Source organism: Pseudomonas sp. GW821-FHT03A09 (assembly GCF_059421065.1).
Genome location: NZ_JBWKUX010000007.1, coordinates 1 through 13,941, shown reverse-complemented (window position 1 = coordinate 13,941; position 13,941 = coordinate 1). Strand labels below are relative to the sequence as shown.

Sequence of the window (13,941 nt, the reverse complement as noted above, 5' to 3'; positions counted from 1 at the left end):
AATTCCAGGCTGGCAATACAATCAATGTGGGAGGGGGCTTGCCCCCGATAGTGCTGGTTCAGCCACTTCATATTTAGCTGATACACCGCCATCGGGGGCAAGCCCCCTCCCACATTTGACCGAGATCACCTCAGGATGTGTGACAATGCCCGCCACATTGAGCCAACACCAGAATCATCATGACCACCCCCAGCACGCCAAAACCTCCGCGCAAGAAGCCTAAAACCGCAGCCACGGCCAAACCCGTCACGCCGCGTAAAGAGGCCTCCCTGCACCCGCGCAACCGCCACACAGGCCGTTACGACTTCCCGGCGCTGATCAAGACCACGCCGGAACTGGCGAAATTCGTGATCATCAATCCTTATGGCAAAGAGAGCATCGACTTCGCCAGCCCGGATGCGGTGCGGGTGTTCAACCGGGCGTTGCTGAAAGCCTTCTACGGCATCCAGCACTGGGATATCCCCGCCGACTACCTGTGCCCACCGGTGCCGGGGCGTGCCGACTACGTGCACTTCCTCGCCGACCTGCTGGCCAGCGCCAACGACGGCAAGATTCCTCGTGGCTCGATCGTCAAGGTGCTGGACATCGGCATGGGCGCCAACTGCGTCTACCCACTGATTGGCTACATGGAATACCGCTGGAACTTCCTGGGCTCGGAAGTCGACCCTATCGCCGTGGCCGCCGCCAAGGCCATCGTGCAGTCCAACGACCTGAGCAAGGTCATTCAACTGCGCCAGCAAACCAATCCCAAGCAGATCCTGCTGGGCTTGATGGAGCCGGGCGAGCGCTTTGACCTGACGATGTGCAACCCGCCATTCCACGCGTCCATGGCAGAGGCGACCAAAGGTAGCGAACGCAAGTGGCGCGCCCTGGGCAAGGCCGATCCCAAACGTAAGTTGCCGGTACTGAACTTCGGTGGCCAATCGGCCGAGCTGTGGTGTGAAGGCGGTGAAGCGCGTTTTGTAACGCAACTGATCGCCGAGAGCGCGCACTTTGCCCACAAGGTGTTGTGGTTCAGCACCCTTGTGTCAAAAGCATCGAACTTGCCCGCAATCGAGACCGCCCTGAAAAAGGCCGGTGTCCTGGAAAGCCAGGTCGTGGAAATGTCCCAGGGCCAGAAGCAAAGCCGATTTGTGGCCTGGACCTTCCAGACCAAGAACGAGCAGCAGATCTGGCGCCAGCGCTGGGTTCGCGACTGACAAATCGCAGGCAACAAAAAACCGTGCCCGGATCACTCCGGAGCACGGTTTTTTTTACTGCGTCTTACTTGTTAACAGCGTCGGTCAGGCCTTTGGCCACAACCAGCTTGATAACTTTCTTGGCAGCGATTTCGATGGCAGCGCCAGTCGAAGGGTTACGGCCAGTACGGGCAGGACGCTCGGTCACTTTCAGCTTGCCGATACCTGGCAGAGTGATTTCGCCGCCGTTTTCCAGCTGATCAGCAACGATCTGGCCCAGTTGGTCCAGAGCTGCGCGCGCGGTGGTTTTTGGCGCGTCGATAGCTTCAGCGATATCAGCGATCAGTTGGTCTTTAGTCAAAGCCATTGTGGTGTTCCTTCCCTATCAAATTCATATGGATTGCAGAGTGCAGTGTCAGCCGTCGAGCCCGACCGTCATGGCCTGGCACCCCCGGCTATAACCACAGAGATCGGGGTTATAGATACTTGAAACGGGGATTGGTTCGACCTGACAGATGCTGAATGCACGCTTAACGCCGAGACTTGGCGTAAGACGGGGCAAAACTAGCACAGAGACGGGGAAATATCCGCTTCTACCTAGCCATTTGGTCAGCTTTATCGCTCTAAACCGTGAAAAAAAGGCATATAGGCTGTCGGAGGTCACCCAAAACAGCCGCCGACGAGTGTCTTGGCCAATGGGTGCGGTACACTTGGCAACTTTTCGGGGAGGCCACCGGCTCCCCTTCAACCAGCCGAGAAGCCTATGCCGATCCGTCATTGCATCGTCCACCTGATCGACAAAAAACCCGACGGCACACCCGCAGTTCTCCACGCCCGCGATACGGAGCTGTCCGAATCGGCCGCCATCGAGAACATGCTTGCCGACCTAAACGAGAGCTACAACGCCAAACAGGGCAAGGCCTGGGGTTTCTTCCATGCCGAGTCCGGCGCGCACCCGTTCAGTGGCTGGTTGAAGGAATATTTCGACGGAGGCCAGGATTTCACCACCTTCAGTCGTACGGCGGTCGAGCACCTGCAAAAGCTGATGGAGGAGTCCAACCTCTCCACCGGCGGCCACGTGCTGTTTGCGCACTACCAGCAAGGCATGACCGATTACCTGGCCATCGCCCTGCTGCACCACAGCGAAGGCGTGGCGGTGACCGACGAGCTGGACGTGACCCCGTCGCGCCACCTCGACCTGGGCCAACTGCACCTGGCAGCACGGATCAATGTGTCCGAGTGGCAGAACAACAAGCAGTCCAAGCAGTACATCTCCTTTATCAAGGGCAAGAACGGCAAGAAGGTCTCGGAGTACTTCCGCGACTTCATCGGCTGCCAGGAAGGCGTCGACGGCCCGGGTGAGACCCGCACCCTGCTCAAGGCCTTCAGTGACTTCGTGGAAAGCGAAGACTTGCCGGACGAATCCGCCCGCGAGAAAACCAAGACTTTGGTGGATTACGCCAGCAGCCAGGCCAAGCTTGGCGAGCCCATGGGCCTGGAAGAACTCTCGGGACTGATCGATGAAGACCGGCCAAAGGCGTTCTACGACCATATCCGCAACAAGGACTACGGCCTCTCGCCGGAGATCCCGGCGGATAAGCGCACGCTCAACCAGTTCCGCCGCTTCACCGGCCGCGCTGAAGGCTTGTCCATCAGCTTCGAAGCACACCTGCTGGGCGACAAGATCGAATACGACGAAGCCGCCGGCACCTTGATCATCAAGGGCCTGCCGACCCAACTGACTGACCAGCTCAAGCGTCGCAACTGATGCTCGGTGGGGTTTTCAAGAAAGTCCTGCTGGTCTTGCTGGTCGTGGTGGTGATCCAGAACTGGGGCAAGATCGAGCGGGTGTTCAACCCGTCGCAGGTGGTATCGGAGCAGGTACGCGCTTCCGCGCACGTGGTGCTCTACGCCACCGAATGGTGTGGTTACTGCAAGCAGATCCGCCGGTTCCTGGATCAGAAAGGCATTCCGTACCAGGCGTTCGACATCGAGAAGGACGCCCAGGCGCGCAAGGCGTATGAAGCGTTGGGCGGTGGCGGAATTCCATTTGTGGACGTGAATGGAACATTGATCCGCGACTACAACCCTGAAGCAATCATGGCCGCCTTGAAATAAACCAATCTATCGTTCACAGCAATTCAAATGTGGGAGGGGGCTTGCCTCCTCCCACATTGGTTTCTGCGGTGCTCTTATCTTAGAAGTTGGCCTCGAGCGACACCATCGCCGTACGCTCTTCCCCCACGTTGTAATACGCCGTGCTCGGCGCCAGCCCATTCACCGGGGCCGAGTTGAACGACACGGTACGCGCTGAGCTCAGGTACTCCTTGTCGAACACGTTAAGCATCGACAAGCGCAGGGTCGCGGATTTGATGACTTTCTTGTCCACCGGCAAGTAGATACCGGCGTTCAGGTCGACCACGGTACGCCCGGAGATTTTCTCGTCGTTGGTCAAGTCGCCGTAGAAGCTACCGACGTACTTGCCCGCGATGTTGCCGTAGAAGCGCGAGTCGTCATAACCGAACACCAGGTTGAACATGTTTTCCGGCACGTTGGCCAGTTGCTTGCCCGCCGTCGGCAGCAGCACATTCTTGCTGAGCAAATTGTCTTTCTGCTCGGACTGGGTGTAGGTGTAGGACGCGTAGTAGTTGAAGTTATGCGGCAACAGGCCGCTCCACTCCAGTTCCAGGCCCTTGTTGTCGACCTGTCCGACGTTGATCACCGCGTAGTCGCCGTTCAGGTCGGTGGTCGACAGTTGGCGGTCCTTGAAGCTGATGTAGAACAGGGTCGCGCTCAACGCCATGGCATCTTCGGTGTAGCGCCAGCCCAGTTCCTGGTTCCAGCTCAACTCCGGCTTGAGGCTCACCGAGTCGCCCTTGTTGTACAGCACGTAGTTCGGTGGCGTACGCATGTTGCGGGTGACGTTGTAGAACGCCTGGTTGCTTTCGTCGACCTGGTACTTGGCGCTGAAGTTCGGCAGGAACTGGTGGTAACGGGTGTTACGTTTTTCCGGTTTGTCGTACAGGCTGCCCAGGTTGTTGCCGTCACGCTCGACATATTGGTACGCCACGCCGCCGACAAAGCTCAGGTCCGGCGTGGCTTGCCAGCTGTCCTGAACCCAGAGTTTCTGGGCCGGGGTGACGGTGTAGTAATGACGGCCTTGTACCGTCGCGCCATTCTTGTCGACTACCTGGCCACCACTGTTGTAATCGCCCCACACATCGTCAGGCGCGCCTTCGCCGTTGATCCCGATAAACGGCTGGGTCTGGCGCTGGCGAGCACGTTCATACCAGTAGCCGTAGTCCAGGCTGTGTTCTTCGTTGATGTCCCATTTCATTTTGGCGGTGACACCAGGGCGCCAGGTCTCGGTCCAGGATGGACGGTAGTAGTTGGCCGATTTCAGGTTGCTCAGGTCGTAGTTGCCGGCCTTGTCGGACTTCGGCCCCAGGTTCGAAGCGGTCTGGCCACTGAAACTGCCACCGTTGGCCCAGTAGTAATACGGAGTGACGGTCAATGCCAAGTTGTCTCGCAACTGCCAGCGCTGGGTGAGCGTGGCGTTGACGCTTTCAAAGGGATTGCGGTTGAGCTTATAAGACGAGGACAGCAGCCCGCTCTTATAAATTGGCGTTTCAGAGTAATCCTTGCGTCGCCCTTCCTGCTCGAACTGCGTTTTGCTCAGGCTGTTGTAGTTGTAGTTTTCCTGGTTGTTGTACTTCACCGTGGCCAGTGTGGAGTTGCCGTTGCCGTCTTCAAACAGACTGCTCCACTCGACCTTGTCACTGCGCAGTGTGCCTTTGCCGCGCCACTTGTCACCTTCCAGGTGAGACGCCGATACCCAGGTCTTGAGGCCGCCGAAGTCACCTGTGTTCACTCGTACGAAGGTCTTGCGCAGGGCATTGGCACCGACGATCTGCTTGGCGAACACGCCGGACTCTTTAGTCGGCCGAATGGTGATCATGCCGATGTTGCCACCGCTGGAACCGATGTGCGGGCCGTCCGCTTCGGACGAGCCCTGGGTGGCGAAGACTTCCGCGAGGTTTTCCGGGTCGCCCAACTGATTGGAGTAAACGCTGTAGTTGCCCGAGTCGTTGATCGGCACACCGTCCACGGATACCCCGATCTGGTCGGAGTTCATGCCGCGCATGGTGAAGTTGGTGCCACTGGTGCCGCTGGCGTCATCGCTGGAAACGTTGATGCCCGGCGTGTATTTGAGCTTGTCGATGGCGTTGGCGGTCGCCGACATTTCGTCCATGGCTTCCTTGGTCACCGTGGACCGCGCCTTGGCACTTTCTTCGCGAATCATGTGGCCGTTGCCCAGGGTTTGTTTGCCGGCGATATTCACCGAACCTACGTCCTGCGCGTCGTCCGCCAAAACCAGCGGCGCAAAGCCACCCAGGCCCGTTGCCAGAAGCAGGGCATAAAGTTTGTTGTAGTTCACGTGTAGATCCCTTACTTACATTGATCTGTTGTATGGGGCAGTTGCGCCGAGGCTGGACTGGCAGACGACGCTTGTCTTCCTGACCACTCGCTCAGGAACCCGGGGATGATCCACGCCGCGTGTAACGGTTTGGTGACAGGTTTGGGTGATTGCGATGAAGGTTCGGTGAAGGGTCTACAGGCAGCGCAACACGTGGCCTGCAGGGACCGAGCAGGAAAGGGAATGCGGTAAATGCGCTGCGTGGTGTACCTAACGCAACACAATCATCCGGCCAAGAACATGGTGCTGCTCAAACCCAAGCACCGCTTGCAAGGCATTCAACACGGCCTGCGGATCCTTGCTCGGGAAGCTGCCGCTCACACGTTTGCCAGCCATCTCGTCGTTGAGCAACAGAATGCGCCCGGGGTAGTAACGCCCCAGGTCCTTAACCACATCGGCCAACGGCGCCTTGTAGTAGTTGAGCCAACCGTCGCGCCAGGCCAGGCGGGATTCGCTGTCGACCGGGTGCATGGGTTCGGCGACACCGTCGGCGTAGGCCACTTGCTGGCCTGCCGTCAGAATCTGTTGCTGGCCCTGCTTGGAAGGCGTCACGCCAACCCGCCCGGAAAGCACCGTGACCTGGGCGCCGGCCGGTTGCAGGCGAACCTCGAACTGTGTGCCCAGCACCCGCGCCTCACCGCTGCCCGCCCCCACCACAAAGGATTGGCCGGTGTGAGTCACGCTGAAAAACCCTGCACCGCGACGCAATTGAATGTGGCGCTCGCCATGACTGAAATCCACGGCGATGGCGCTGTCGGCGTCCAGGGTGACTTGGGATTGATCGGCCAGGGTGACAGTCCTCACCTCCCCGGGCGCCGTCACGTAGTCGGCGCCGAAATCATCGACCCAGCGCGACGGCTCCCAACCGGCGCCCACGGACACCATCAACAACAGGCATGCGGCCACGGCCAGCGCGCCGGACCAACGCACCACCCGAGAACGTTTGGGGGTATTCATCGCATTTAGGTAGCCCTGTAAAGCCAGTGCCTCCTCGTCCGCCAGTTTGCGTGCCGGTACTTCACTCAACTCCCACAGCACCTGCGCTTGGGAATAGGCCTCGACGTGCGCCGGGTCGGCGCGCAACCAGCGGCTGAAGGTGGCTTGGTCGCCGCTGCTGGGCTGGTCATGCAACAGGCTCAGCCAGTCAAGCGCGGCCTGCTCCTGGGCGGGAGTGGGGGTGACGTTCACGGTGCTTTCCCTGGCGTGCGTAGAGGCGGTGGTTCGCGAAGGCTGGCCTTGCAGGCTTCGAGGGCACGCATCATATGTTTTTCCACGGCACTTTGGGACAGGCCCATGGCCTGGGCGATTTGCGCGTACTTGCGTCCATGAATGCGATTGAGCAGGAAAATCTGCCGCGTGCGCTCGGGCAAGCTGCGCAAGGCGGCTTCGACATGGCGCAAATCGTTGCCGGCTTCGAGTGCCGCCTGGGGCTCGGAGCCTTGGTTGTCTTGCTGATCGGGCAGCCAACCTTCACTACAACGCACCCGTGCACCTTCGCTGCGCAGATGGTCGATGGCGATGTTGCCGGCGCAACGCAACAGGTAAGTACTGAGTTCTTCGACCTGCACCAGGGGCCGGCGCCAGAAGCGCAGGAACAGGTCCTGCACCAGGTCGGCCGCTGTGGCGCGGCAACCTACGCGGCGGCTGACCAAGGCTTCCATCTGCGAACGTTGGGACAAGAACACCTGCAGGAAATGCGCACGCCCACCGGCCGCATCGGTGTGCGGGCTGTCTTGGGATTCCGGTGGGGTGGTGATCATCATGGCTGGCTCAGAATAAGGCGAAGGCCGCAACAGGGCTGGTCAGCAGTCCGACGCCTGCCAGGATCAAGGCCAGCCTTGGCCGATACGGCAACAGCAACACCAGCAACAGCGCGCTGAGCATCAACACGGCGCACCACTCCACCAAGCCCTGACTCCAACCAGTGACCGTCACGGCGGGCCAGATCGACAGTACGAGCAACAGCCAACCGGCCACGCGCAGGCTCAGGCGCCGAGCGGACGATGGCTTGCTGTGCAGCAACTCGCCGTGATGACGATCGGTGGACAGGCACAGTGCGGTGAAACCGGCATAACACATCATCAAGGCCAGCAGCATTCAGTGCGCCTCCTGCTTCAGGGGCAATGGCCGCATGCGCTCGATATTGGCTTGCGGCGCCGTGCGGTGCTGCATCTTCCACGCGGCCCAAGTGAGGAAAAGGCCGCTGGCCAGGCAGGTCAGGTCGAAACCGGCCATGGCCCAGTCGCCCTTGGCCAGTGTCACGCCGAGAGGCTGCGAGGTGGTCAGTGCATTGAGCAGTGGAATCGCCACAAACAGCAGCGCGCCGAAACTCAATTGCTCGACCCAACCCTGGCGCCCCCGGCGCAACACCGCGTGCAACAGGCTCAGCCCCCAGGCGATGAAGAAGCTCTGCACTTCCCAGTCGGAACGCTCAGCCAGGCCCACCGGCAGCAGGCGATTGGCCCAGAAGAATGCCGCAATGGCGATCACCAGTCCGGACATGCTGGCGATATTCAGCACTTCCACCAAGTGCAGTTCAAACGGCATCACGCCGGTTTTGGCATGCTTGAGCTGGCGCTTGCCGAGCCAGATCACCAGCCCGGTGCCGATCATCGCCGTGCCCGCCAACCCGCAGATAAAGTACAACCAGCGCAGCACCGGCCCCGCGAAGTGCCCCATGTGCAGGCCATAGAAACTGCCGCCGATCACCGATGGCAAAGACGGCTCGCCGCTCACCCGCAACATTTGGCCCGTGGTGCCGTTGAACGACACACTGCTGCCAAAATCGTGTACCACACGGTCGGAGCCTGCGCGAAACACATTGACCGAGGCATTCACATCACTCGGGTTGTTCACCACCAATCGCCCCACGTGGCCGCCCGGCCATTGCTCGCGTGCCTGCTGGTACATCGGCAGCAACGGCAGCAAGTGCCCGGGCTGGCCGAGTGCCGGGGCAATCTCGGTATTGGGGAACACTTCATTGAAGAACGCACGGGAGTCGTTGCCATAGGAGGCCACGATGGGGGCCGGCATCACCATGCTCATGAAGATCACCAGGCTGCTATAGGTGATCATCAAGTGAAACGGCAACACCAGCACGCCCACTGCGTTATGCCCGTCGAGCCAGGAACGCTGGCCTTTGCGCGGGCGGAAGGTGAAGAAATCCTTGAAGACTTTCTTGTGGGTGATGATGCCGGTGATCAGCGCGACGAACATCACCATCGCGGCAGTGGTCGACAGCCAGCGGCCCCAGGGATGAGGCATTTGCAATTGGAAGTGGAACCGATAGAAGAACTCGCCGCCCCGACTTTCCCGAGCCAGGACCGGCTGAGCGGTGACGGGGTCGAGGACTTTCTGGATGAAGTTGCCGCGTTTGCCCGGCTCGACCTTGTCCTGCCACATCACTGACAGGCCGGGGTCACGCTTGTCCGGCAGGGAGATGAACCAGCGGGAAGCATTCGGCGCCTGTTGCTGCAGATAGGACTGGGCGGCGGCCAGGCTGCGGGCGTCGTCTAGCGGATGGGCCTGTACTTCGGGCTGCATCCAATGGGTTATCTCGTCCTTGAAATAGGACAAGGTGCCGGTCAGGAAAATCGCAAACAGCAACCAGCCAAAAATCAACCCGGCCCAGGTGTGCAACCAGGCCATGGCCTGGCGGAAGCCCTCCTTCATGGGCGCGCCATCCAGAAACCCACACCGGCCAGGGTGGCAAACAGCGCACTCGGCACCATCACACCCGCCCAGGCACGCCACGCTGTGCGGCAGGCAAAGCACCAGAGCACCGCCAGCAGGTAGAACACAAACGAACTCATCATCCCGGTGACGACCGCATCGGCGCGGGAGGTGGGTAGCCACAACGCCAGGCAGATGCTGGCCAGGGAAGCCATCAAGTAGCCGCCCACCACGGCTGCCAATACGCGCGAGGTCACGGCTAGGCGGTAGGAAACAGGCAATGAGGGTTTGCTTTTCATGCGGGAAGCGCCAGGTTCATCAGCGCGCAATATTAATGATAAATATTCTCATAAGCAAAAGAGAACGGATGAATCACCTGCCACCCTTTATCGAGATGCAGGATTGCCCAAGTGTGTGACGCAACCTACAATGCGAACAATTCTTGTTCTCTGACGCACACCAATGTTCGTGGAGTGATCGCGTTGCAGCCGTCCAACACCGTCGAAGTCCTGTACCACGACCATCACCACTGGCTCACCGGCTGGTTGCGACGCAAGCTCGGCTGCCCGGAAAGCGCGGCGGATCTGGCACAAGACACCTTCATCCGCGTGCTCACCGCACGGGAAACCCCGACGCTGATCGAACCCCGCGCCTTCCTCACCACTGTGGCCAAGCGTGTGCTGTTCAACTACTACCGCCGCCAGGACCTGGAGCGCGCCTACCTCGATGCCTTGGCGCAACTGCCCGAACACGTGGTGCCCTCGGAAGAAGAACGCGCGATCATCCTGCAAACCCTGGTCGAGCTGGATCAACTGCTGGACGGCTTGCCCATCCAAGTCAAACGAGCGTTTCTGTTGGCCCAACTCGACGGTCTGACTTATGCACAAATCGGCACTGAACTGGGGATCTCCATCGCCACCGTCAAACGCCACCTGAATAAAGCGGCGATGCGCTGCTACTTCGCCCTATGAACGTCTCGACCCAAGTCGCCGAGCAAGCCGTGCGTTGGCTGATGGAAATGCAGCAAGGCGCGCTCAACCCGCGCCAGCAAGCGGCCTGGCAGCAATGGCTGGCGGCCCACAGTGAACATCAGCGCGCCTGGGACCAGATCCAACGCGTCAACCAGCGTCTGCGTGGCGTGCCCTCGCCCCTGGCCCACGCGGCGTTGAATGCACCGACATCCCGCAGCCGTCGTCAGGCGCTGAAGTTGCTGCTGATCCTCGGCGCCGGCTCGGCCGCAACCTGGGGCCTGCGCCAGCAACATATTCTGCCGCCGCTGAGCGCAGACTACCGCAGCCCCGTGGGCCAGCGCCGCAAGCTGCAATTGGCCGATGGGAGCCAACTGCAACTAAACACCGGCAGTGCGGTGGATGTGCACTTTGATGGGCAACAGCGTTTGATCCGCCTGCTCGAAGGCGAAATCCTGCTGACGACCCAAGCAGGTCAATCGCCCCTGCGCGTGCTGACCGGCCAGGGTCTGCTCAGCAGCCAGGCAGCGCGCTTGAATGTGCGCCAGTTCAACGACCACACCCAACTGGCGGTGCTCGACGGTCACGTCGAGGTCATGCCCAACCACTACAACGGCCTGCCGCTGACCGTCGAAGCTGCGCGCCAGGTGAATTTCACCCGCAAAGGCTGGGATACCCCGCGCCCTACCGACGCCAATAGTGGCGCCTGGGCCGACGGCATGCTGATGGCCGCGCACATGCGCCTGGAAGATTTCCTCAGCGAGCTGGGCCGCTACCGCCGAGGTCAGCTCAATTGCGACCCACAGGTGGCCAACCTGCTGTTGTCCGGCAGTTATCCGCTGGATGACAGCGAACGTATTCTCGACCTGCTGGAGGTGAGTTTGCCGGTCAAGGTTCGACGCTTCACGCGTTACTGGGTGACCGTGCAGGCACGCGCCTGAAATATTTTCGACAACTGTGAGCCGTTTTCCAGCCCTCGCGTGACAGAGAAGGAAAGCCACCTTGATCCTTCCTTCTCAGGACCGCCCTTCATGCCCCAGCAACCGACCCTTCTCGCCCGCACCCTGCGCCAGCTCCTGCTCGGCGCCAGCCTGAGTTTCACCGCGCTGCCCCAAGTGATGGCAGCCGACGCCAAGCCCTATCACATCGCCCCGGCGTCGCTGGAAGCGGCCCTGAACCAGTTTGGTCGTGAAGCGGGCGTGCTGATTTCCTTTGGTTCCGAAGTGACGGCCGGGATGCAGAGCCGGGGTTTGTCCGGCAGCTACAGCGCAGCAGAAGGGTTGCAGAAACTGCTGGAAGGCACCGGCCTGCAAGCCCGCGCCGAGGGTAACAACGCCTATAGCCTGCAACCGGCCAACGCGCCCGTCACCGTCGAACTGCAAACCTCCAACGTCGTCGGCGACTGGCTCGGCGATGCCGAACAAACCAACGTGTTCGAACACCCCGGCGCCCGTGACGTAATCCGCCGCGAAGAATTCGAGCGCCAGGGCGCGACCCAGGCCCGCGATGTGCTCAACCGCATCCCCGGCGTCAACGCGCCGGAAAACAACGGCACCGGCAGCCACGACATGGCGCTGAACTTCGGCATTCGCGGCCTCAACCCACGCCTGGCCTCGCGCTCCACCGTATTGATGGACGGTATTCCGGTGCCCTTTGCGCCCTACGGCCAGCCGCAACTTTCGTTTGCGCCCATCAGCATGGGCAACATGGACGCGGTGGACGTGGTGCGCGGTGGCGGCGCCGTGCGCTACGGCCCGCAGAACGTCGGCGGCATCGTCAACTTCGTGACCCGCGCCATCCCGGATGCGCCGACGGTCAAAGGCGGCTTGCAGACTGAAACCAGCCCGTCTTCCAGCCACGACGGCTTCAAGACCACCGGCAACCTGCTGGCTGGCGGCACCGCCGATAACGGCCTGGGCGGCGCGATCCTGTACTCCGGCACCCGTGGCGGCGACTGGCGCGAAAACAGCAACACACGCATCGACGACCTGATCCTCAAGGGTAAATACCAGTTCGACGACGCCAACAGCTTCAACGCGATGGCGCAGTACTACGAAGGCCAGGCCGATATGCCCGGCGGCTTGAACGTGAAGGACTACAAGGCTGATCCGTACCAGTCCACCCGCCCCTACGACAAATTCTGGGGCCGCCGTACGATGTTCAATGCCGGCTACCGTTACCAGGAAGACCGCCGCGAGTTCACCGCCAACACCTTCTTCACCACCACCTTGCGTAGCGGCTACCTGGACCAAGGCAGCTTCCTTTCGCTGTCGCCTCGCGAATATTGGGTACGCGGCCTCGAAACCCGCTTCGCCCAAGGCTTCGACCTCGGCCCCACCAGCCATGAAGTCGGCATCGGCTACCGCTACATCAGCGAAGCCGGCCACGAAATGCGCTATCGCACGCCGATCACCGCCAACCAGCAAATGCCCACCACTAACAGCCGCAACGACCGCGACACCCGTGGCGCCACCGAGGCCAATGCGTTCTTCGTCGACGACCGCATCGACATCGGTAAGTGGACCATCACCCCGGGCATACGCTACGAAATGATCGAGTCCCAGCAGACCAACAACCTGACCAACGTCAAATACAAGGGCGACTACAACACCGCGCTACCGGCGTTGAACGTGCTCTACCACCTCACCGAAGACTGGAACCTCTACGCCAACACCGAAGGCTCGTTCGGCAGCGTGCAGTACAGCCAGATGCCCAACCGCGTCACCAGCGGCGAAGTGAAACCGGAAAAAGCCCGTACCTGGGAACTCGGCACACGTTATGACAACGGCAACCTGCGCGCGGAAATCGGTGCGTTCCTGATCAACTTCGATAACCAGTACGACAGCAACCAGACCAACGACACCGTGATCGCCCGCGGTGAAACCCGCCATCAGGGCATCGAGTCGAGCATCAACTACGCCCTCGACGGTTTGAGTCCAGCACTCGCAGGCTTCGATGTGTACGCCACCTACGCCTACGTCGACGCGACCATCCGCGAAGACGGCCCGAACAAAGGCAATCGCGTGCCCTTCTCGTCCAAGCACAAAGGCACCTTGGGCGTGGGTTACACCGAAGGCCGCTGGAAGCTCAATCTGGACAGCAGCTACCAGAGCAGCCAATTTGCCGACAACGCCAACACCCAGGCGGAAAGTGCCGACGGCAGCAACGGACGTATCCCCGGCTACATGCTGTTCAGCAGCCGCGCGGCCTATGACTTCGGCCCGCAACTGTCGGATTTGAACGTAGCGGTCGGTGTGAAAAACATCTTCAACAAGCAGTACTACACCCGCTCGTTCGACGACAACAACAAGGGCAAATACGTCGGTGAACCGCGCACGGTCTACGTGCAAACCTCCATCGCGTTTTAAAAACGATGCAAACCCCTGTGGGAGCTGGCTTGCCTGCGAAAGCGGCGGTACGGCCGATGAATAGTTCGCCTGTGCCGTCGCCTTCGCAGCCTCGCTAAAGCTCGACAGCTCCCACAGGAGATTGGCGGTGTTTGGGGAAACACTGCCGACAGGGCCATCGCGTCTGGCGCGTGTTCACCAGCGATAGAGATCAAAGGTGGGAGCTGGCTTGCCTGCGAAAGCGGTGGTACTGCCGATGATTAGGTCGCCTGTGCCGCCGCCTTCGCAGCCTCGCTAAA

Annotated in this window: 13 protein-coding genes; 6 read left to right on the top strand and 7 right to left on the bottom strand. The window is 60.6% G+C overall.

Going from position 1 to position 13,941, the window contains the following annotated elements; genetic code table 11:
- Positions 1 to 179 precede the first annotated feature (179 nt).
- Complete coding sequence (rlmF, locus tag AC07V4_RS14425) at positions 180 to 1,199, top strand: 23S rRNA (adenine(1618)-N(6))-methyltransferase RlmF (RefSeq protein ID WP_492637176.1); 1,020 nt, start codon at positions 180 to 182, stop codon at positions 1,197 to 1,199.
- Between the two features lie 64 nt (positions 1,200 to 1,263).
- Here the strand turns inward: rlmF and AC07V4_RS14420 are convergent, their stop codons facing one another.
- The gene (locus AC07V4_RS14420) at positions 1,264 to 1,545 is read right to left on the bottom strand and encodes an HU family DNA-binding protein (RefSeq protein WP_005785131.1); all 282 of its coding nucleotides are present in this window, start codon (positions 1,543 to 1,545) and stop codon (positions 1,264 to 1,266) included.
- A gap of 396 nt (positions 1,546 to 1,941) precedes the next feature.
- On the opposite strand from AC07V4_RS14420, the gene yejK reads away from it, so the two are divergent.
- Positions 1,942 to 2,946: a nucleoid-associated protein YejK gene (gene yejK, locus AC07V4_RS14415; RefSeq protein WP_431750658.1), complete on the top strand. Its 1,005-nt coding sequence runs from the start codon at positions 1,942 to 1,944 to the stop codon at positions 2,944 to 2,946.
- Positions 2,946 to 3,296, top strand: coding sequence for a glutaredoxin family protein (locus AC07V4_RS14410; RefSeq protein ID WP_492637177.1), 351 nt, complete (start codon positions 2,946 to 2,948; stop codon positions 3,294 to 3,296). Before yejK ends, AC07V4_RS14410 begins: the two co-directional genes overlap by 1 nt.
- Positions 3,297 to 3,375: 79 nt before the next feature.
- Here AC07V4_RS14410 and AC07V4_RS14405 read toward each other — a convergent pair whose 3' ends face one another.
- The 6 genes from AC07V4_RS14405 to AC07V4_RS14380 form a co-directional block, all read right to left on the bottom strand.
- Positions 3,376 to 5,616, bottom strand: coding sequence for a TonB-dependent receptor (locus AC07V4_RS14405; protein ID WP_492637178.1), 2,241 nt, complete (start codon positions 5,614 to 5,616; stop codon positions 3,376 to 3,378).
- Positions 5,617 to 5,865: 249 nt separating this feature from the next.
- Positions 5,866 to 6,843, bottom strand: coding sequence for a FecR family protein (locus AC07V4_RS14400; RefSeq protein WP_492637179.1), 978 nt, complete (start codon positions 6,841 to 6,843; stop codon positions 5,866 to 5,868).
- Complete coding sequence (locus AC07V4_RS14395; RefSeq protein ID WP_492637180.1) at positions 6,840 to 7,418, bottom strand: RNA polymerase sigma factor; 579 nt, start codon at positions 7,416 to 7,418, stop codon at positions 6,840 to 6,842. The genes AC07V4_RS14400 and AC07V4_RS14395 overlap by 4 nt, the downstream gene beginning before the upstream one ends.
- Before the next feature lie 7 nt (positions 7,419 to 7,425).
- Positions 7,426 to 7,752, bottom strand: a complete 327-nt coding sequence (locus AC07V4_RS14390) for a DUF3325 domain-containing protein (protein WP_492637181.1) — start codon at positions 7,750 to 7,752, stop codon at positions 7,426 to 7,428.
- Complete coding sequence (locus AC07V4_RS14385) at positions 7,753 to 9,327, bottom strand: PepSY-associated TM helix domain-containing protein (RefSeq protein ID WP_492637182.1); 1,575 nt, start codon at positions 9,325 to 9,327, stop codon at positions 7,753 to 7,755.
- Positions 9,324 to 9,626, bottom strand: coding sequence for a DUF3649 domain-containing protein (locus tag AC07V4_RS14380; RefSeq protein WP_431750651.1), 303 nt, complete (start codon positions 9,624 to 9,626; stop codon positions 9,324 to 9,326). Before AC07V4_RS14380 ends, AC07V4_RS14385 begins: the two co-directional genes overlap by 4 nt.
- A gap of 183 nt (positions 9,627 to 9,809) precedes the next feature.
- Here AC07V4_RS14380 and AC07V4_RS14375 point away from each other — a divergent pair, with 183 nt between their 5' ends.
- The 3 genes from AC07V4_RS14375 to fecA all read left to right on the top strand — a co-directional run bounded on the left by AC07V4_RS14375 (position 9,810) and on the right by fecA (position 13,663).
- Positions 9,810 to 10,298, top strand: a complete 489-nt coding sequence (locus tag AC07V4_RS14375; RefSeq protein WP_492637183.1) for a sigma-70 family RNA polymerase sigma factor — start codon at positions 9,810 to 9,812, stop codon at positions 10,296 to 10,298.
- The gene (locus tag AC07V4_RS14370; RefSeq protein ID WP_492637184.1) at positions 10,295 to 11,236 is read left to right on the top strand and encodes a FecR domain-containing protein; all 942 of its coding nucleotides are present in this window, start codon (positions 10,295 to 10,297) and stop codon (positions 11,234 to 11,236) included. The genes AC07V4_RS14375 and AC07V4_RS14370 overlap by 4 nt, the downstream gene beginning before the upstream one ends.
- A gap of 90 nt (positions 11,237 to 11,326) precedes the next feature.
- Positions 11,327 to 13,663: a TonB-dependent Fe(3+) dicitrate receptor FecA gene (gene fecA / locus AC07V4_RS14365; RefSeq protein ID WP_492637185.1), complete on the top strand. Its 2,337-nt coding sequence runs from the start codon at positions 11,327 to 11,329 to the stop codon at positions 13,661 to 13,663.
- The last annotated feature ends 278 nt before the right edge of the window (positions 13,664 to 13,941 follow it).